At 57.8% G+C, this 18,490-nt stretch carries 20 protein-coding genes; 3 read left to right on the plus strand and 17 right to left on the minus strand.

What is annotated here, in order from left to right:
- Positions 1 to 111: 111 nt before the first annotated feature.
- From VO84_RS08195 to VO84_RS08220, 6 genes are all read right to left on the minus strand, one after another.
- The gene (locus VO84_RS08195) at positions 112 to 1,374 is read right to left on the minus strand and encodes a hypothetical protein (RefSeq protein ID WP_058187178.1); all 1,263 of its coding nucleotides are present in this window, start codon (positions 1,372 to 1,374) and stop codon (positions 112 to 114) included.
- Between the two features lie 166 nt (positions 1,375 to 1,540).
- Entirely contained in the window at positions 1,541 to 3,160 is a 1,620-nt protein-coding gene (locus VO84_RS08200) for a DUF4097 family beta strand repeat-containing protein (protein ID WP_058187179.1), read from the minus strand.
- Entirely contained in the window at positions 3,157 to 3,498 is a 342-nt protein-coding gene (locus VO84_RS08205) for a LiaF transmembrane domain-containing protein (RefSeq protein ID WP_058187180.1), read from the minus strand. The genes VO84_RS08200 and VO84_RS08205 overlap by 4 nt, the downstream gene beginning before the upstream one ends.
- The gene (locus VO84_RS08210; protein ID WP_058187181.1) at positions 3,495 to 4,400 is read right to left on the minus strand and encodes a B-box zinc finger protein; all 906 of its coding nucleotides are present in this window, start codon (positions 4,398 to 4,400) and stop codon (positions 3,495 to 3,497) included. Before VO84_RS08210 ends, VO84_RS08205 begins: the two co-directional genes overlap by 4 nt.
- Positions 4,388 to 5,293, minus strand: a complete 906-nt coding sequence (locus VO84_RS08215; RefSeq protein WP_058187182.1) for an anti-sigma factor family protein — start codon at positions 5,291 to 5,293, stop codon at positions 4,388 to 4,390. The genes VO84_RS08210 and VO84_RS08215 overlap by 13 nt, the downstream gene beginning before the upstream one ends.
- Positions 5,294 to 6,115, minus strand: coding sequence for an RNA polymerase sigma factor (locus VO84_RS08220; RefSeq protein ID WP_231737838.1), 822 nt, complete (start codon positions 6,113 to 6,115; stop codon positions 5,294 to 5,296).
- Positions 6,116 to 7,075: 960 nt separating this feature from the next.
- Between VO84_RS08220 and VO84_RS08225 the strand changes: the two genes are divergently transcribed.
- Positions 7,076 to 7,345, plus strand: a complete 270-nt coding sequence (locus VO84_RS08225) for a hypothetical protein (RefSeq protein ID WP_157439795.1) — start codon at positions 7,076 to 7,078, stop codon at positions 7,343 to 7,345.
- A 132-nt stretch (positions 7,346 to 7,477) separates the two neighbouring features.
- Here the strand turns inward: VO84_RS08225 and VO84_RS08230 are convergent, their stop codons facing one another.
- The 8 genes from VO84_RS08230 to VO84_RS08265 form a co-directional block, all read right to left on the minus strand.
- Positions 7,478 to 8,068, minus strand: coding sequence for a hypothetical protein (locus VO84_RS08230; protein WP_058187184.1), 591 nt, complete (start codon positions 8,066 to 8,068; stop codon positions 7,478 to 7,480).
- Positions 8,069 to 8,115: 47 nt separating this feature from the next.
- Complete coding sequence (locus tag VO84_RS08235) at positions 8,116 to 8,325, minus strand: DUF2188 domain-containing protein (RefSeq protein ID WP_058187185.1); 210 nt, start codon at positions 8,323 to 8,325, stop codon at positions 8,116 to 8,118.
- 56 nt (positions 8,326 to 8,381) lie between these two features.
- Positions 8,382 to 8,939: a TIR domain-containing protein gene (locus VO84_RS08240; RefSeq protein ID WP_058187186.1), complete on the minus strand. Its 558-nt coding sequence runs from the start codon at positions 8,937 to 8,939 to the stop codon at positions 8,382 to 8,384.
- 6 nt (positions 8,940 to 8,945) lie between these two features.
- Entirely contained in the window at positions 8,946 to 9,794 is an 849-nt protein-coding gene (locus tag VO84_RS08245; RefSeq protein ID WP_157439797.1) for a macro domain-containing protein, read from the minus strand.
- 546 nt (positions 9,795 to 10,340) lie between these two features.
- A complete protein-coding gene (gene glgC, locus VO84_RS08250) occupies positions 10,341 to 11,594 on the minus strand; it encodes a glucose-1-phosphate adenylyltransferase (protein ID WP_058187187.1) in 1,254 nt (417 codons plus the stop codon).
- A gap of 186 nt (positions 11,595 to 11,780) precedes the next feature.
- Positions 11,781 to 12,527, minus strand: coding sequence for a hypothetical protein (locus VO84_RS08255; RefSeq protein ID WP_157439798.1), 747 nt, complete (start codon positions 12,525 to 12,527; stop codon positions 11,781 to 11,783).
- Between the two features lie 66 nt (positions 12,528 to 12,593).
- On the minus strand, positions 12,594 to 13,298 hold the full coding sequence (locus tag VO84_RS08260; RefSeq protein ID WP_058187189.1) for a YdcF family protein: 705 nt from the start codon (positions 13,296 to 13,298) through the stop codon (positions 12,594 to 12,596).
- 63 nt (positions 13,299 to 13,361) lie between these two features.
- The gene (locus VO84_RS08265) at positions 13,362 to 13,979 is read right to left on the minus strand and encodes a nitroreductase family protein (protein WP_058187190.1); all 618 of its coding nucleotides are present in this window, start codon (positions 13,977 to 13,979) and stop codon (positions 13,362 to 13,364) included.
- A 138-nt stretch (positions 13,980 to 14,117) separates the two neighbouring features.
- Between VO84_RS08265 and VO84_RS08270 the strand changes: the two genes are divergently transcribed.
- Both VO84_RS08270 and VO84_RS08275 read left to right on the plus strand, forming a co-directional pair.
- Complete coding sequence (locus tag VO84_RS08270; protein WP_058187191.1) at positions 14,118 to 15,164, plus strand: alginate lyase family protein; 1,047 nt, start codon at positions 14,118 to 14,120, stop codon at positions 15,162 to 15,164.
- 150 nt (positions 15,165 to 15,314) lie between these two features.
- Entirely contained in the window at positions 15,315 to 16,280 is a 966-nt protein-coding gene (locus VO84_RS08275; RefSeq protein WP_058187192.1) for a TolB family protein, read from the plus strand.
- A gap of 54 nt (positions 16,281 to 16,334) precedes the next feature.
- Here the strand turns inward: VO84_RS08275 and VO84_RS08280 are convergent, their stop codons facing one another.
- The 3 genes from VO84_RS08280 to VO84_RS08290 form a co-directional block, all read right to left on the minus strand.
- Positions 16,335 to 16,844 (minus strand): hypothetical protein, encoded by a 510-nt coding sequence (locus tag VO84_RS08280; protein WP_058187193.1) that lies wholly within the window; start codon positions 16,842 to 16,844, stop codon positions 16,335 to 16,337.
- On the minus strand, positions 16,841 to 17,416 hold the full coding sequence (locus VO84_RS08285; protein ID WP_197413957.1) for an RNA polymerase sigma factor: 576 nt from the start codon (positions 17,414 to 17,416) through the stop codon (positions 16,841 to 16,843). The genes VO84_RS08280 and VO84_RS08285 overlap by 4 nt, the downstream gene beginning before the upstream one ends.
- Positions 17,417 to 17,494: 78 nt before the next feature.
- Positions 17,495 to 18,412 (minus strand): hypothetical protein, encoded by a 918-nt coding sequence (locus VO84_RS08290; protein WP_058187195.1) that lies wholly within the window; start codon positions 18,410 to 18,412, stop codon positions 17,495 to 17,497.
- Positions 18,413 to 18,490: the final 78 nt, after the last annotated feature.

The raw sequence follows: 18,490 nt of genomic DNA on the forward strand, positions 1-18,490 counted from the left end.
AAATTTTCACACCGGGGTTTGCGATTCCATCAAAATGCGAGGGCTCAAATGCGGAAGACCGGGGATCAACTGCCTCCCCGGCCTTCTACCATAACCTCAATATCGAGCTGCTTACATCCCCTTCAACCCCACTCCGTAAAAGTAGTTATATTCGGGAGTTCTTGTCCCGCTTGCCGCCGCCCAGAAGGAAGAGAACAGCATCGAACGCTTCCCATGCACCGTCACAAAAGCCGCGAAAAAATCCTGCGCCATGCCGTTCATCGTCACCCGGAAAGTAAACATCCCGTTGCCTGAACCCGCAGTCAGCTCAGCCAATCCGCCATTCTCGCCAAAGAGGTAACTGGCCTCGGAGATCGGCTTCAACGTACCCGTAGCCAGCGTTCCCCCGCTCGATGCATCCGTCAGCGTCACTGCTCCGTCGGCGCTTACGCTCACTTCCACCGGGTCCACGATTGGCGTCGCAATCTCCGCGCCTCCGGCTGCCGCCTGCACGTCGGTCTTCTGGTAGTAAATGCCTCGGTATGTTCCCGCATAACCGCTGTCAAAGGTCGCGTTCGCCGCCTGCGGCAGCCCGATCACGGAACCATCCGGCGTTGTGGCGAGGAAAAATCCCTGCTCCACACCCGTGTAATAACTCGTTACCACCTCTCCGTCGAACCGCGAAGTAGCAGTCGTGAGGTACGTGCCATCCTGTGACAAAGCGAACTCCGCCGCCGCATGACCGCTGCTCTCAAATCCCACGCTCCGCCCCGCAAACGCGGCAAATGGCGAGTATCCCCGCTCCGTCATCTCGCTCGCGCCCACCTGTACCGAACCAACCGAGATTCCACCGCGCCGCGTCCGGAACCGCATCGTGTTGTAGCGCCCCTGGAGTCCATCCAGCGTCACCTGGCCGGTTTCTGCCGCTATGATCAGCGTGTCCTCCGCACCCTCTCGTCCAGCCTTCCGCGCGTGCAACACCAGTCCTGCACCCGGAATCTCATATCCGCTCACCAGGTTCCCGTCCGGATCGGAGATCGTGTACGCGCCGTCACTGCTGACGGCGTAGGGAATCGACGCGCCATTCCGATTGGTCGATAGATCTGTATAAGAAATCGTTCCCGCAGTCGCGCTCTCCGGCGTCACGGTTATCAGCAGAAAACCGCCTACGGATGAGGTGCCACGATAGCTCCGCGGAGCCAGCGAAACATTCGTCGAAGCAGCCGCAACCGGATTCTCCACTACGGTCTTGCGTACCTGCTGCACCCGCACATTCTTCACACCGCTCGACGTACATGCGCTCACGCCTGCCGCGATCAGTCCCACCAGCAGCAGCACCGCCGCAATCAGCCCGGCCACCACGCTGTGCGGCCGCATCCAGAATTTCCTGAACATCCCTGCCTCCAATGGCAGAGCCTCCGGATCCGTCTCCGCCACCGGCAGAATCGCAGGGAATCATTGGCAGCAGACCATGTGCCAAAAGAAATACGGCCCCGGAAGTTTCATTCCGGAGCCGTATTCGGCTGTTGTCTGTTTCGGGAAGTAGTTTCTTGCGCCGCTTCTACTGCTCTTCAGTTTCCGCCGGAACTTTTGGAGTCTTGGGTGTTTTCGGTGTAGCCGGCGTCTTCGGAGGGGTAGTCACGGTCCCCTGCGCCTCATCGCCACGCTTGATCCGCACATCGCCCACATCCGTGCTCAGCGTAATCTTCACCAGGCCCGCGCCAATCTTCCCCATCGCCGTCTTGCTCTCATCTCCGGAGACCGTCAGCGGAAAGTCCGAAACAATATCTCCATTCCGCGTCCGTCCATCCACCGTAGCCGAAGTATTTGGTGGCAGCGTCAGCTCGATATCTCCGTGTCCATGCGAGTTTCGCGCCTCCACGCCATACACTCCCGCCGGCTCAATCGAGATATTGCCGTCGCGGTCGTCCACGTACGTATCGCCGCTCACCTGCGCCAGGTCAATGTTCTTCGAGTGCGTCGTTACCCGCACTCCGCCATGGGCTTCCGTGATGTGCAGGTCCTCGTCATTCAGTGTCAGGTCACCCGGCAGATCGCCAAACTGCAGGTCCGTGATCGAGGTATGCAGATGCACTCCGCCTGTCAGATTTTCAAAGTGCGTTTCGCCGAAGATGTCTCCATTGATCGTCACCTTGCCCTTGATCTCGGAGAGCGTCAGGTCGTTGCACTTGCCATCCGCCGTAATATCGCCCGTTACCTCGTGTGCAGAAAAATCTCCCTTGTTCGAAGAGAAATGCACTTGCACAGAACCGGCAATATTGCTCAGATGCACGTCGCCATGCGATGCCGTAATCGTGGCGCCCGCACCCAGTCCGGCCGCGCTCACATCGCCGTGCGAAGCCTCCACGTTCACCGAGGCATTCTTCGGCACCGTGACCGTCAGGTTCACCTGGCCGTCATTGTGTCCCGGCGATTTCACAATCACCGTTCCGCCGCTCACCACTACATCGGCTTTCTCGCCGTCAAAGATCTTCTTCGCCTCGCTGTCGGAGTTCGCATACGCAATCTGGTGCGCCTGCACCTCCACGGTCTGAGAATCGCCCGCTGAAATGCTCACATCCCCGCGCGGATTCTGAATCTGGATCGTCGCGCCCGCCGGCACGGTCGTGTTCAGCACCTGCTGGTCCTGATCATGCTGCGGCCTGCCAAAGAAGCTGTTGAAGTCGTCGTGATCGTCCCCGTTCACATGCCAGTTGTTCCAGTGGCTGTTCGCAATCCCTGACCCCACGCCGATAAACGCCAGCAGGATCAGAATGCCTACAAATCCGCCGCCGCGCCGCACCGGAATTTCGCGCCGCTGGTCCAGCATCCACTCCGCCAGCAGGCCCAGGCCCGCGGCAATCAACAGCACAGGCCACCATCTCCCGTACCACTCCCAGAACTGCTGCGCATCCATGTGGCCCCACGTGATCAGCAGCGCAATCACGCCGATCGCCACCAGGATCAACGGTCCCACAATCGATGGCACACGCGGCCCATAAGGACCGGCATAGCCTTTGTACGCATAGCGCTGCGCTTTCCACGCGTCCCGCTGCGCCCGCCACGCCGCCTTCTGCTGCTCGCGATACACCCGCCACTGCGTCTTCGGATCATAAGGCGGCTGTTGCCCGCCCGGCGGTACGGAACCAGGAGGTACTGAACCTGGAGGTATCGTGCTCATAGCTCACCCCCGCCATTCGTTCCCCGATGCCTAATCTCATCCACATGCGCCGGAACAACGGATGTTTGTACCGTCTGCACCGGAGCCACACCGCCAACCGGTCCCGCAGTCGCCATCGGCCCTGCGTACGGTCCGCCCATCGGGTCCACATACGGCGGCAAACCGGCCTCGTTGACCGTCGCGCGCTCAGCCAGCAGCAGAGCGCCCCAAAAAATCAGGTACAGCGGCCACGTATGCGAGAACCTCACCACGTCCATCTGGTGCAGCAGAGCAAGCACTCCAGTCAGCACAAGCATCACAGGCCACCACAACCGGCGAATCATCAGATAACGGTTCATTGCTGACCTCCCTTCACACTTCCCGCGCGCCGCAAAATCAGCCACACGCCCAGCGCAATCAACACCAGAGGCCAGCTAAAGTGCACAATCCGCGCCGTCACATAGCCCATCTGGTTCAGCAGAAAAATCAATCCCAGCCCAATCAGAATCACCGCGCCGATCGGCTCACGCCTACGCCAGTACGGCGGAGGAATCGGAGGCACAGCCGGATCACCAAACCCCGGATGCGGCGCATATGGAACCTGCTGATACGGTGCCTGGTGTCCGGTACCCGGTGCAGGATTCGGCACCTCCGGATTCGGCGGTACAGCTCCGGCAACCGGAGTCCCGCCAACCGGCGTCCATCCAGCTCCTGGAGTCGGTCCCGGACCCGGAGGAGGCACTGGCCCTCCAGGCGTGCCTGTCCTTTGTTGCTGCTGCCGAGCCCACTCATCGGCCGGATTACGCGAGTTCCAGCTCAGATTCAGCCAGTTGCCAACCTCATTCAGTCCTAGCGGATCAGGCAGCGGCAGTCCATCCCGCCGCGCACGTGCCGTGTGATACGCCTCAAACGACTGGTAGAAAATCCAGGCCGCAATAAAGATCCCAAAAATCCCGTAGTGATCTGAAATGCTGACCAGAACCGCAAAGATCACCACATGGATCAGTCCTTTGAAGAACTGCCCGTTATACATCGCGCCCACGCCGGGAATCAGTCCCAGCACGGCCGCCAGCGCGGGGTTCGGAGCCAACGGCGCCGGGGGAACCGCAAACGGCTGCGCCACATTTTGATAGGCCGCAAAGTCCTGCTCGCACAGAATCTGTCCGTTCGCGCCCTGCCGCACGCACTGCTGGCACAGTGGCTTTCCGCAATTCTGACAGTAGGCTACTGCTGCCACTCCGCTATGGTTTACGCAATCCATTCCGTGCTCCTTCCCCTTGCCGTTCGTACCCCTGTCGTTCGTACAACATTCACTGCGGAGCCTTCGGAATTCCTAAGCATGCCGTTGAGTTGAAACGAAGTTTCCAATACATCCCCGGCCTCGAACGAATTAAGGTCCGCCGGGGCCACCGACTGTTCGGGAGGGTCCACGCCACGATCCAGTCTCGATCCACCATCTTTCTTCTGCTGCGACTCACCCGAACGATTGCCATTCGGAGCCGTCGGCTGCTGCCCGTCGCCCTGCGTCGAACGCCGCAGCTCCTTCATCCGCGTCTGCACCTCGTACACCAGCCGCAGATGGTCGTAGTACCGCACAATCGGCGTCGAAACAAAGGCAACCTGCCGCTCCATGTACGACCGCACCGCCTGCGGACGCAGGTCCGAAACCCGCAGATCCTTCAGCTTTACGCCTGTCAGGTTCAGCGTCAGCGCAATCGAAAAGAATGCCATCGCCGCCGTCATCATCAGCCGCGGTTCGGCAAAGCGTCGAATGGTGCCCATGAACCCGCGGCCCGTAAATCCCGGCCTCTGCCACGGCTGCAGCGTCGCCACGCCGGCCACCGTCGCCGGCTGCAACTGTCCCGGTAATATCCCAAAACCAGCCGCCTGATCCGGTCCCGTTGCGGCAAGAATCTTGTCCATCAGCCCCGCCGGAACCTCCGGCTCCAGGGATAAAAAGTCCAGCCACTCACGGCCGCGCCGCGCCTCCTCATAAAGCACTGCACAGGAGGGACACTCGTCCTTGTGGCTCGCGAAAAACGCCTCGTCCTCGGGCCGCAGAACGCCATCCAGCGCATCCGCCAGTAGCGTCTCCCACTGCCCACAGGCCGGAGAGGCGGGAATGTTTGTCGAAGTGCGAGTCAGCTTCGCCATTTAAATCACCTCCCGTTGATTACGTTCCAGCAACCGGGCAAGTTCCGCCCGCCCCCTGCTGATCCGGCTCTTCACGGTCCCCTCAGGAATTCCTAATACCTGCGCGATTTCTTTATAATCCATGTCCTGCAGGTCACGCAGAATCACCGCCTCGCGCAGCTCCGTTGAAACTTTGGCCAAAGCGGCCTGTACCATTTTTTCAAGTTCTTTCCGCGCCGCCATCTCATGCGGAGAGGCGTCGCGGCTCATCAGCCGGTCTACCGGCTTCAACCCCTGGTCTTCGCCAGATTCATTCCAACCTTCGTCCAATGACCCGGTCACGCGCAAATTCTTTGTCCGTCGGAAATTATCCACCAGCAGGTTGCGCGTCATCGTCGTAATCCACACCTGCAGGCTGCCGCGGTTGCAATCAAAGCTGCCCAGGTTCGAGTAAATCTTCAAAAACACATCCTGCGTCAGGTCCTCGGCGTCCACCGGCGAGCCTGTAAAGCGATAGCAGAGTCCGTACACACGCCGGTGATGCACGCGAACCAGGTCGGCCCACGCCCCCGAATCCCCGTCGAGACAACGGTGGACGACCAGCGTCCAATCGATCTCCAGTGGAGCCTGATTTGTCGAGCCCGGTTTCGTCGAGTCCGAATTCAGCCCTCTCACCTCCCCGCGCTTCGGGCGGGCTTCCAAACGTGCTCCCGGCAGTCCTGCACCGGCATCCGAACGATCTTGCACAGCCGGCTTTTTCTGCCAGCCGAGGCCGGTGCGACCCTTCAGCGCCGGAGGCGCGGTCGGCCGCACTGCCGGTGCGTTCGGTTTCCCGAATCCCAACCCGGCATCGCTCCAGCTTAATGTACCAACGCACTGCATGATCGGCTATACGCAGGGTTTATCGGATTTGTTCCCCTTGATATTTCAAACTGCAATGTCCTCTTGACTGGAGGGAGCTGGGGCCTTCAGGCCCCGGAAAACTCGGCCTGTAAAATCTGGCCTTTAGGCCCGGGAGTTGACCAAAGCACAATCGCTGCGCGCCCTATGCCCTTGCTCTCGAAAACCCGGAAAGGTAATCCCCACCCTCCTGCTACGCAATTTCCATGCAGGTCACGGTCCGACTTTACAGTTTGGCGAAAAAGTCACTTCGGAGGGAGGCGGGGGATTCATCCCCCGCACTAAGCCCCTTAGCGCCAGCGGGGCCCTCAGGCCAGGAGGTTTTGTGTCAGGGCACGACTTTAGTCGTGCCAAAAATGATCAAAGAAGAATTGGGCTTTAGCCCCCGAGGAATCCCCTATACACCCAGCTCCAACCCTCAAGCTGTCCATATCCGTTCAGCAGCGCAAACGCCCATTCTGGCATTCGTTTTGTGTCAGGGCACGACTCTATAGCTCGGCGAAAAAGTCACTTCGGAGGGAGGCGGGGGACTCATCCCCCGCAATAAGCCCCTTAGCATCAAGAGGGCCTTCAGGCCCGGAGGTTTTGTGTCAGGGCACGACTTTAGTCGTGCCGAAAATGATCAAAGAAGAATTGGGCTTTAGCCCCCGAGGGATCCTCCACACACCCGATGAGCTACAACGCACTGAGAAGCTGCGATACATGCACCGCAACCCGGTCAAACGTGGTTTGGCATTAAAACCAAAAGATTGGGAGTGATCAAGCTTTCGCCACTACGCGAAAGGAGAAACCGGCATCGTGGAGATCGAATCATTCCGGACCGCTGCACGGAGGAAAGCTCTGCGGAATCCCAGGCCTCAAAAGCGAGACCTGGGGCACCAATCCGTATGACAGAGGATTGAGATGTGTACCACCCGCCATCACTTCTTTTTTGATGGCGGTGCTGGCGGCGCCTTTGGAGGGACGTATCCATCCATTGCAATCCCGCCTTCGATGCTAGGCCATTTCAGATGCTTTGCTTTGGGTGTCGCCACGGAAGAAGTCTCCGATGGTTTATTCATTGTCATCACTTCTTCTTGGGAGGTAGGGGCGGAGGCGGGGATTTCGGAGGCGTATAGCCGTCTGCCGCTCGGCCTCTCTTTGGGTCTGGATTCGATGGGGCTTTGGACATGATTGTCACTCACTTTTTTACAGGCGGCGGTTGTGGGGTTGGTGTCGTCTGGTTAGGTGCAGGCGGTGGAGGCGGTGGCACATATCCTGCTTTTTTATCGCTCTCAAAACTCGTTGTGTCCGGTTTGATCATGATTACTTCAGTCCTTGGCTGGCGGCGGAGGTGGGGGTGCTGATTGGGCCGGTGGGGGCGGAGGGGCGATTTTCTGCGGAACGTGGCCCCTTTTCTCCCCCTCCGATGGTGGCACTTGCTGGTTGTTCATTTTTCCCTCCTGAAGTGGGTGCAGCGAGATTTTCCAGCGCGAAAACGGTCCAGGCAATAACCCCGAAAAAAAGCAACGCGACACAGAGATAGTTGCATAGTTCTGTCCAAGTGGCCCATCTATTTCCTAAGGGTTTTGCCTTTGGGTTACACATAAGATGTGCGCTTTCATCTATCCGAACCAAACAGGCTTTGTGGCTGAAGAGAAACGAGAGGATGACGGCGAGTAACCCCGCAGTGAAGCAAGCCCACGATATGCCAAGCCACTCGATGGTATATGCCTGCGGTTTTGGAGCAACATCCTTGAGGAACGCGACAGAAGCTCCGAAGACGGCTGCACCGAATGCAAGGATAGCCTGATCAAAAGTGCGAGAACTCTCGCGAGCAGCATCAACGAGGGCTTTTCGCTCCTCCATATGATGGGCGTGCTGCACTTTCGTGTAGGGAGTGATTTCTTCAGTCATAGACGCTCTCTTATGACTACGCTTTGCTTCCGACCTATACCGAGTCATTACGCGCTGCGCCATTTATCCCGACCACCTCTAGGGGTGTTGCGTACCCGCTCAACGTCGGGACGATCGTTCGGGTTCAATTTCTTGGCATGTTCGATGGCTTCCTTCTGCGTATCGAATATGCCGCTCGCACGCGCAGCACCTTTGGCCTTCGTTCTGTACTTTCGATCCTCATCCTGCTCGACAAAATAATGCTTGTCTGTGGCCACTATCGCCCTCCTGAGTTTCGGCCTTAACTATGCGCATTTCTGTTGGCTTCGAACGATTATCCAGCAATGCCCCAAGTCGAGTACGCGGCATTACTGTAGATAGTCAAACTTCCGCCTACAGGAAGGTTGTCGTGTGAAAATTGGCCTATCGCATCATTGATCGGCGCTTTCTTGAATGGGATATGAATTGCACTCGCAGTGCCTGCCGCGATACGAGTCGCGAGTGCGAGTGGCCAGTAACTAGCCAGCGCATTTGGTTTGCGAATTGGGCCACTGAAAACTGTGTATGCAACTATGATCGGGATCTTATATTGATCCACGGCTTGCTCAATTTCGAATGGCACCCAGTCTTTATCGTTCTTGGTTGTGTCTCCGATGATCAAGACCATATTCTTCGAGTTGCACAGCCTTTCCTTTAGAGATTTGCGAAGGGTCTCCCGAAGGCTAGAGTCCCGAACAGCGCTAGCCTTGTCATGACTGTTGATCATAGTGAATGAATCATCACCCTTTGCAGCCCATGCCTTCATCAAGTTGTAGTAGTCAATGTCCGTCTTACCTGGAATGTTGTTGCCATCAGCATGAAATGCAACATACGTACCATTGCGGTAGGCCATATTTCGCTACTCCTTCCAATGTTCCGCTATTTCGCGAAGATCAACATCCTCAAACCTGCTTCGGTGAAGTACTATCCGGATGACCTGAGTGATCTCACGCGATTTAGTTTCGGTGATTACTGACAGAATGATCAGATTGAGCAAGTCTCGTGTCGGCAGTCCCAATCCAGACAGGCCGCCACCCACTAACGGGAGATTCACAGAGTGACCTCCAGATTCATCACGCGCTCGCTGCCACATACGGTATAAGGAGGCCCACATCCACTCCACGTTTGAGTATGCTTTGCAGGTTTTCGGTTCGGACTTGGCAAAAGCAAATACCAAGTATCGATCATGATTCACTTGGATCATCGCAGTGGTTCCAATTGGGTAACACAATTTCTTACCCTCGATTTTCTCAATCGGAGTACCCTGAATTCCGTGAATTGCTAGCTCGGCTTCCACCTGCTTATCAAATGGTTCGGAATATCCTCCAAAACACTTTTGAAGGAAAATTCCGTGAAGACTTTTGTCCGACACGGGACGCCCAAGCTTACTGTCGAAGAATTCGTTCACGGAAATAATGCGAATGCCCTCTTGCTCGAACAGGTCTCCAAACAAGACTTCAATGACCGTGTTGCAATTTGCAACCTGAATTTTCGCCTTAGAAGGCTTCCACACTTTCCACAGTCCAAAAGCCAAACTGATTATGATTGCAAGCCAGAGTGCAAAAGGTCCCTCTATTTTGATCGAAGGGATGAACCGATCCACGCCCTTCACGATCGTGAAAAGCACGCTGAAGGCAGTGAAGCAATACCCAACCGTCTTAGCAGGATGGTGGGTTATGCCGTGCCACAAATCTTTCAGAGACTGCACTTGTGTTCGCTCCTGCATCCAATCAATCGACGCAGGGTAGGGCATTTGCCCTTTGGGCGTATGGATTGAACGCTTATTTAGTTGGCGATTGGATCAATTGTCGGTCCGCATTGCCTTGAATTGCAATGTGAAAAATAGAGATTATTGGTCATTGTGAATAAGACACGACATTACTAAAGTCCAATACCCTTTCGTACCGTCCCACCCCATCAGATAATTTGCATGCAATTAACCCCGAATATGCTTTACTCATAATCAGCAGAAGAAAAACCACGGCCCGAATCCCCAACGGATTCGGGCCGTTTCATTTTCCAGATCAGTTTCAGGCTCGCATCGAGGATAACTATGGCTTCTCTATCGACAGCTTTTCCGCCTTTTATCTATAACCCTTGTCCCTCGCAACCGGGCAGCAAAGCTGCACAGTTGCGAAATGAAGATCGCATAAAGATTCCGCCGGAAACTGTGCAACCGCCCGCAATCAACACAAATCAAACCACTTCGCCAGCACAGCCGCACAGGATAACTCCTGCAATTCGCCAAAAAACCTCAATGCTTCTTGAAGAAATCCGGTTCCACCGGATTCTCAAACATGGAGGCGTCGCGAGTCACAATCGTCAGCCCGGAAGGCGTCACAAAATACCGCTTCTTATCCTCGATCGGGTCGTACCCGATCACCGTTCCCTCGGGGATATTCACGTTCCGGTCGATGATCGCCCGCCGTATCCGGCAGTGCCGCCCGATATTCACATGCGAAAAGACGATGCTCGAATCCACCTGCGAATAGGAGTTGATCCTTACATCCTGCGAGACCACGCAGCCCGACACGGCAGCTCCCGAAATAATCACGCCCGCCGTAATCACCGAGTTGGTCGCCGAACCCGTCCTGCCCGGCTCACCGAAGACAAACTTGGCCGGCGGATACTGCCGCACCCGCGTCCGGATCGGCCAGCCGACGTCATACAGGTTAAATGTCGGCGATACGGAGCACAGGTCCATGTTGGCGTCGTAATAGGCATCCAGCGTGCCCACATCGCGCCAATAAAGCGCCTGCTGCTTGTTCTCGTCCACAAAGCTGTAGGCCATCACCTTCTTTTTGCCCAACAGCGCGGGGAGAATGTTGTGCCCGAAGTCATGCTTCGAATCCGGGTCCTCAGCGTCGACGATCAGGGCCTTGAGCAGCACGTCGGTGTTGAAGATATAAATGCCCATCGAGGCATCCACAGCGTTGGGGCTGAAGGGTGAGCGGAAGGTTGTCGAAGCCGGCTTCTCTTCGAAGCCCTGCACCTCGCCGCCCTGGCTCACCTCCACCACACCAAAGCGCGAAACCTCATCCGGCGCAATGGGCAGGGTGGCCAGCGTGACCTCGGCCCCGGTCTTCTGGTGGTACTCCATCATCCGGCTGTAGTCCATCTTGTAGATGTGGTCGCCGGAGAGGATGATCATGTACTTCGGCTGCTCGCTGCCGATCGAATAAATATTCTGGTACACCGCATCGGCCGTGCCCATGTACCAGTTCGCGCCGGTACGCTGCATGGGTGGCAGCAGCTCAAAGAATTCGCCCAGTTCCTGCGCAACCGCCCCGGACCAGCCCTCGCGGATGTGCCGGTTCAACGACAGAGCCTTGTATTGCGTAAGGATGAAGACTTTTCTAAGCCCGGAATTAATGCAGTTGGAGAGCGTAATGTCGATGATGCGGTAATGCCCGCCGAATGGCACAGCAGGTTTGGCGCGATCCCGCGTCAATGGAAACAGCCGTTCACCCGCCCCACCAGCCAGCAAAACTCCAAGCGTGTCTTTCATTCCTGTTATCCCCGCTTTTGATCTGTGCTTCCTCCAGCGCTCGAGGGCAATTCCGTCCCCAAAGAGCGCTGAACGGCTAACGATAGCACATGGAGATACAGGCTGGCGTGAACCGCGCTGTATTGAAACAGGAACGCCGCAAGCACGGTGCTCGCGGCGTTCGCAGACTCAGCTTGAATGCCGGCCTTAGCGCTTCTTCTTGAACTTGTATTGCATTCCCACGGATATGCCGAAGTTCCAGTTGTTGTGTCCGCCGGAAGAGGAGATGTTCGTCGAGTAGTCGGTCGAGTAGCGTGTATACAGCGCATCGGGGGTAATCCGGAAGACCCACTGCGGCGAGCGGTTCAGGTCAAGATGTCCGCCGAAGATGACCGCCGGGGCAACCTGGTTGTTGTAGAAGCCCACGTCTTTCGGCGGGTGGCCGTTCAGGTCCTTCTCGAAGTCGCCGTAAGCACCCCCCCCCAGCACGTGAAGAATAATATCGCCATGCTTGTTGTGGGGACCGAGCCACTCAGGACCTGCGGCAAACATGTATTCCGCGACAAACGGCCCATTGATGCTATCTGTATTGGGCGCGGCGCCGCTGGTGCCCAGGTAAGCGCGGCCCGTGCCTTCCAGGCCCAGGCGCCGGGTAAGCCAGTAGCTGCCGCTCACATCCAGTCCGCCTAAGTTTGCACCCTCGGTCAGGATGGGTCCGGCATGGATATGCCCATAGGCCGCGCCGACTGAAAGATCATAGCGGTTGTCGTAACGCACGCCCGCGAGCGGATCAACCGTAATGTAGGCCGGCTGAGGAGCGCTGACCGAAGGCTGCTGCACCGCGGGAGAAGAAGAGGAAGACGACTGGGCCGAGGCCGTAACCGTCAGCGCCGCGCAGAGCATAAGCCCGGCTACGGCATTCAGGGCAAAAGAACGTACTTGGAAATGCATCATTTTAAGATTACAGGACCGCGCCAAGGAGGGACAATGTGCGGCAAGGAGTTTGACCGTCATTTGTGCTTAAGGCGAGCAGGAATCCGCCCACCGGGCGTAAAGCAAATACCGCACCGTCTTGGTTACCTCGGAGCTGGTAACAGCCCAGCCCGGCGCTGGTTCGGGATCCGGACCTAACTCTGGAGCGCCATGCCCGCGCCAGTCAATTGCCAGCTCGTGCGGCAGATTGTTGAAGATGATTCCCGCCCGCGGCAGGTGGTAGTTGCTTGTAATCACCTCTGCCGAGCGCCAGCCGTTCTGCTTCATGATCCGCGCCGAGTAGCAGGCATTGTCAATTGTGCTCAGGGCTCGCGGCTCCAGCACAATGGCCGATTGCGGCACTCCCTGCGCGCGGGCCACGCGGGCCATCGATTCAGCCTCGATGATGTGGTTGTGCGCCGAACCTCCGGTCAGGATCAGCCGGGGAGCCACGCCCCGTTCATATTCATGGACGCCCTCGGTTACCCTTGCCAGTTGCTCCGGTGTCGGGTTGCCGTCGTTGTCCGCTGGATAGCCGAGTACGATAATGGCGTCAAAATGCGTGGCCGCCGTGTTGCTTTTGGGCGCAAATACACGCGCCAGGACTGCCCAGACCAGGAAAACTACCACCGCCAGCGCGCCGAGCGCAATCCAGCGGAGAAAGCGGGGCTGGAACCCGCGCCGTGCCGTGCCGCGCCGCGATGGACGCCGTTTGGGAGCCTGCCTTGCGAGTTGCCGTGGTTGGGGAGTCAAAACAAAAAGCCTCTCCCTCCACTTTATCTTGCGGAGAAAGAGGCTGTATCAATACGTCACTGCTTAGCTGAGTTTCAGTGCCTCGCCCCATCCGTCAAACACAAACTCGCTCAGTTCCTTGCGCTTGCGTGGGGTGATTTCCTGCTCCTGCTGACGCTCATTCAGAAGCGAGGGATCGCCCTGGTGGCCGAGGGCTATGGCTGCGCCGAGATGATATTCCGCAGGGATGCCGAAGAGCTGTCGCGCTTTGTCGCGATCATAGCCGCCCATCTGGTGAGCTGCGAGGCCGAGGTCTGCCGCCTGAAGGACGAGCATGGCGGCAGACTGACCGAGGTCATATACAGCGGCCCCGTTTGTCGAGCCTTTCGAGTTGATGGTATTGGCGAGACCGATCATGAGCACCGGAGCGCGGCCCGCCCAGGCCTGATTGCCTTCAAAGAGCGAGCTGAATATCTTGTCGTAGGTCTCGTTGCCTTTGCGGCCAACGATATACCGCCACGGCTGCTCATTTGCCGATGAGGCCGACCAGCGCACGGCTTCGAATATCTTTTTCAGGTCGGCATCACTCACTAGCTTGTCGGCATAGGCACGGGGACTCCAGCGGTGCAGCGCCGCCGGGATTACCCCTTCGACGGCAGGGGCCTGTTTCAGCTGATTTGCTTCACCTGCGGAAAGAGTCATATAAAAAATTACTCCTGATCTAAAAAGTGCTCTGAAAATTGAAAGCTCGCATTTGCTTGGATTGCTCGGGCGTCGCCAGGGATTCCGAAAACCACGCGGCCTTTCTTTCCTGCTGGCCGTCCATTCAATTGGCCTGAGATGAAGCCCTTTGTTCTATTTCTGACTGTATCTTTAATTGCGCCTGTGTGTCTCGCCGCAGCCGACGCCAGACTCCAGTCGCCTTGGGACAACCGTCCCATAACTCTGACAGATGCCCCTTACAACTGCCCCGAGCTGCCGCAGCTCACAAAGACCATCGATGCCGAGGGCTACTACATCGACGCGAACCACTCCGTCATCGATCCCGCCAAAAGGAAAGCCGAAGAAGACGCCACGGCAGGGCCGACGCACCTGGGCCAGTTCGTCACGCAAGCTGCGGACGCTTATCTGGGCAAAGGCAGCCGCGCCGCCGTCACCTGCGCTTACAGCCTGCTTACTGCCGCTGCGCAAGAAGACGCCATGACCGGCGTTCAGCCCACTGGCCAGTCCCATTACGTGCAGAAATGGCTGCTCGCTGGAACCGGAATGGCCTATCTTAAAATCCGCAACACCGGCGTGGGGACGCCCGATCAGGACAAGGCGATCCAGAAGTGGTTTGAGAAGATCGCCGGGCGTGTGCGCGATTACGTCGACGGCAAGCGCCACGATCCGCACAGCGATGCCTGGAACAATCATGGCTACTGGTCCGGTCTTGCCGTTGCCGCTGCCGGAATCGCCAACAACAACACGAACGATCTCCGCTGGGGCATCTCCGCAGGCAAGACCGGCATTGATGAGATTGGCCCCTCCGGCGTGCTGCCCCGTGAGCTGGAGCGGGCCGGCATGGCGCTCCATTACCACCTTTACGCGCTGGCGCCACTGGTCATGCTGGCTGAGCTGGGCCGCGTAAACGGCATCGATCTTTACAGCGAAAATCACAACGGCATTCAGCGGCTGGCGCAGCGATGCGAGGCCGGTCTGCAGCATCCGGAGATTTTTCAGAAATCCACTGGAGTGCCGCAAAACATGCCCAGCAAAATCTCCGGAGCTGATATTGGCTGGGCTGTGCCTTATGTAAAGCACTACCCCGATCCGCAGCTCTCTGCATGGATTGCCCAGGCCGAAACGACGCGCTTCTGGCAGTGGGGCGGCCTGCCGCCGGAATAGGACTGCCCAGTACGAGAATCGCTTTCAATCCGCATCAGGTTCTCAGGTCATTCGCAGCTTGGGCTTTTACGTCGAGAAGAACGTTGTGACCTTCCTGGAAGGGACTCGTCTACAATCATCTCGTTCCCAACGATTATTTGAGGAAGAAACATGATTGTTCTATCTCGAATCGCTTGCCTGCTTGCCGTGTTTGCGCCCATGACTGTGCTTGCACAGACCGCTTCGCTGCCGACCGTTCAGATTTTTGCCCCAGGCGTGATTTCCGGGCCGGCGAATGACGGGTCTCCTGCTTTCTCTCTAGACGGAAAGACGCTGTTTTTTACGCGCTACGCGGCGCACTGGAGCGTGATTCTGGAGTCGCATCTGATCAACGGTGAGTGGAGTGAGCCAGTAGTGGCCCCGTTCTCCGGTCAGTGGCCCGACTCCTCGCCAACGTGGTCTCCCGATGGCAAGTACATCGTCTTCGTAACCACGCGGCCCAAGGTTCCGCTGAAGGAGATGCCAAAGGCCGGCGAGCCCATTCCGGGAATCGCTTCAAATTTGTGGCGCGTGGACAGGATTACGACGGGGTGGTCAGAGCCGGTTCGGCTGCCCGATGAGGTGAATATCACAGACGCGATCTTCAAGCCCAGCGTTGCCGCGAACGGAGATGTGTTTATCACAGTCATTGGACCGGGAGAGGCAAAGGCGATTTATCTTTCGCTGATGCGGAATGGATCGTATCAGCGCGCGACGCTATTGCCTATCAGCGATGGGTCCAAACTCGATGTGGACCCGGAGGTCGCCCCGGACGAGTCGTTCCTGATTTTCAGCTCCGGCGGAAGAGTCGCGGGAGATCCGCATGAACGCCTGTTCCTGGTGAAGCGGGAGGGCGACCATTGGGGCGCTCCAACGATGATTCGCTACCAGAACGATGTCACCAAATACGGCCCGTCCACGGACAACGAACCGAAGCTTGGGCGTGACGGAGTGACGCTGTACTTTTCAAGCGATCGGACAGAAGCCACGCATTTCCCTCGAACAAAAGCGCAGGCCGACGAGGATCTCAAACGCCTGAACCGCTGGGACAACAGCAACTCCAACGTCTGGATGATCAATCTCAAAGGATTGATTTAAACGCGATCTATTGCACCGCCTATCCATTCGGCGGATTGCCGCTGGCGTAGGTTTTCAGCGTTCTTCTGAAGCCTTGTATACGAACACGCCGCCCATCACCGCCAGCGCGGCAATCGTCAGCAGCACCAGCCAGGGAGCCGGCGTATTCTGCCACGTTTCGGGTAGCATGGCTGAAATGTGAAGCGCCGAGGGCAACTCCGCCACAGGTTTGATCCAGCCTGAACCGGAGCGGCCGGCGAGAGCAAGACACGCCAATATGGCTATAACGCCGAGCACGACGGCGAAGACCTGCGCTGCCACCATGGGACGGTTAACCTGCTTCAGAGCCGCATTCCGCTTGCGCAACTGCGCTCTCCACCACAACACTCCAGGCGATTCCAGCCGCGCCATGGCCGAAGCCACAACGCGCTCCTTCTGAAAGGCCTGCGCAACGGCAGTCAGATCGCGGCAGGAGGCGCACTCAGTCACATGCACGCGCATCTCCGCCGGAGCCAGGCCGGGCCACTGCCCACGCTTGAGCAGCTCGGCCACATCCTTTTCGTGGCTGCAACTTCGTATGGTCATTGCGCCCTCCCCGCGGACTGATCCGTAGCTCGATCCGTGATGAGCCGCGCTACTTTGCGCCGCGCACGAAACAAGAGCAGCCGGATACTTGCCGAAGCCAGCCCCGTCACCTCGGCGATTTCACGATGCGAGTAGCCCTCCGCATACGCAAGCCACAGGAGTTGCCGCTCGCGCGGACGCATCTGCTTCAGTGCCGGACCCAGCATCATCTCCGTCTCAACCTGCCCTGAAGTTCCGTTGCCGGAGAAGTGCTCTTCCGGAATCTCATCCATGGAGGTAACGCGCGGCTTCCGCCAGTGGTCCTTCATCAGGTTGGTGGCAATCCGGAAGAGATACTTTCGCGCCGCCACTTCACCATCCAGGTTGGTATCGGCGCACAGAAAGCGCACATAGCTCTCCTGCAGCAGGTCGTCAGCCAGCGCCCCGTCGCCGGAGACTCGCGCCAGGTACGCCCAGAGCGGCCGCGCAGACCGCTCGTAGAACGCGGCGAAGGCGTCATTGTGCATGGCGGTTGCGGGCGTTGCTAACGCATCGCCCGCCAGCACATTCGAAATGGTCGCGTCTAGTCTCATAGAATCGGGGCTCATCGAATCCGGGCTTATCGGCCTCTGCTTCTTCCCAATCGGCGCCATGGTGATTGTCCATGACACCTACTGTTCGATACCTGTACGGCCATCCCGCCCCGGCATTAGCCCCAACCGCCCGGCCAGAGCCCATGTAAGTCCTGAGGAAAGGATAAATCCAATTCCCGGCATCAGCGTGACCACGCCCAGCACCAGCATTGGCGTGTGGTAGTCCGGCCGCACATTGCGCAGCAGCAGGAACCCGATTCCCAGCAGCACCATGACCACGCCAATCTGCAGCGGCGTGAGCACTCGCGCCACCGCATTCGGCATTGGATCCTGTGCAGCATTGAGCGGAATCGGCGCTGCCTCCAGAAACCGCTTGCCCGCCTCGGTTTCCATATATCCAGCCAGCTCCTGCGTCGCCGCAAACTTGTCGATGATGCGCCCATGGACCTCGCTCTGCAGCTTGAAGGTTCTGCCCCAGCGGCGATTCTCGATGAACAGGCGCATGATCCAGCCAAGCGCGATCAGAGACGCCACCAGCGCCAGCACAGGCGCCAGATTGCTCAGAAGCTCATCGAACCCCGACCTCGGCAACTGCGTGCGATAGACCTCAGGCCACACCGCGCGTTCCAATGCTTCATCCGGGCTGCCATCCTGCTCGTGCATGTGCGTAAAGAGGTAGAAATCCGGGTTCCGCGCCACCTCAGGATGCACCGCAAGAAACGCAGCCAGCTGAGGATTGTTGTGGCTCACATAATCCTGGTTCGCCAGCAGCGACGGATCGTGTGAAATGACGGTTGTCAGCGTCGGACTTAGTTTCAACAGGTCAATAAGCTGATGTTGCGTTGCGGCCACTTCCTTATCGCTGGGCGCGGGCGCAGCGGCGGCGGGCGGTGCAGCTTCCGCTTTGGCAGGATGCGCGGTCTGCACGGCGATTGCACACGGCGCAAACGCTGCGAAAGCAAGACAGCAGGTGAGAAGATTACGGCGAATCGGCATGGTCTGGTCCTCTTAGGTGAAAAAGCGTTGCGAAGATCTTCTACCTCCACAACGAACCAGCCGGGGAATGGTTAACAG

Origin of the sequence: Occallatibacter gabretensis (assembly GCF_001449115.1) — a bacterium.
In the GTDB taxonomy this organism is placed as follows: Bacteria; Acidobacteriota; Terriglobia; order Terriglobales; family Acidobacteriaceae; genus Telmatobacter; species Telmatobacter gabretensis.

Bases quoted from the DNA above. Each gene is read 5' to 3' on its own strand.
- VO84_RS08195 (WP_058187178.1), bottom strand. From the start codon at position 1,374: ATGTTCAGGAAATTCTGGATGCGGCCGCACAGCGTGGTGGCCGGGCTG.
- VO84_RS08200 (WP_058187179.1), bottom strand. From the start codon at position 3,160: ATGAGCACGATACCTCCAGGTTCAGTACCTCCTGGTTCCGTACCGCCG.
- VO84_RS08205 (WP_058187180.1), bottom strand. From the start codon at position 3,498: ATGAACCGTTATCTGATGATTCGCCGGTTGTGGTGGCCTGTGATGCTT.
- VO84_RS08210 (WP_058187181.1), bottom strand. From the start codon at position 4,400: ATGGATTGCGTAAACCATAGCGGAGTGGCAGCAGTAGCCTACTGTCAG.
- VO84_RS08215 (WP_058187182.1), bottom strand. From the start codon at position 5,293: ATGGCGAAGCTGACTCGCACTTCGACAAACATTCCCGCCTCTCCGGCC.
- VO84_RS08225 (WP_157439795.1), top strand. From the start codon at position 7,076: ATGTGTACCACCCGCCATCACTTCTTTTTTGATGGCGGTGCTGGCGGC.
- VO84_RS08230 (WP_058187184.1), bottom strand. From the start codon at position 8,068: ATGACTGAAGAAATCACTCCCTACACGAAAGTGCAGCACGCCCATCAT.
- VO84_RS08240 (WP_058187186.1), bottom strand. From the start codon at position 8,939: ATGGCCTACCGCAATGGTACGTATGTTGCATTTCATGCTGATGGCAAC.
- glgC (WP_058187187.1), bottom strand. From the start codon at position 11,594: ATGAAAGACACGCTTGGAGTTTTGCTGGCTGGTGGGGCGGGTGAACGG.
- VO84_RS08255 (WP_157439798.1), bottom strand. From the start codon at position 12,527: ATGATGCATTTCCAAGTACGTTCTTTTGCCCTGAATGCCGTAGCCGGG.
- VO84_RS08265 (WP_058187190.1), bottom strand. From the start codon at position 13,979: ATGACTCTTTCCGCAGGTGAAGCAAATCAGCTGAAACAGGCCCCTGCC.
- VO84_RS08270 (WP_058187191.1), top strand. From the start codon at position 14,118: ATGAAGCCCTTTGTTCTATTTCTGACTGTATCTTTAATTGCGCCTGTG.
- VO84_RS08275 (WP_058187192.1), top strand. From the start codon at position 15,315: ATGATTGTTCTATCTCGAATCGCTTGCCTGCTTGCCGTGTTTGCGCCC.
- VO84_RS08280 (WP_058187193.1), bottom strand. From the start codon at position 16,844: ATGACCATACGAAGTTGCAGCCACGAAAAGGATGTGGCCGAGCTGCTC.
- VO84_RS08285 (WP_197413957.1), bottom strand. From the start codon at position 17,416: ATGAGACTAGACGCGACCATTTCGAATGTGCTGGCGGGCGATGCGTTA.
- VO84_RS08290 (WP_058187195.1), bottom strand. From the start codon at position 18,412: ATGCCGATTCGCCGTAATCTTCTCACCTGCTGTCTTGCTTTCGCAGCG.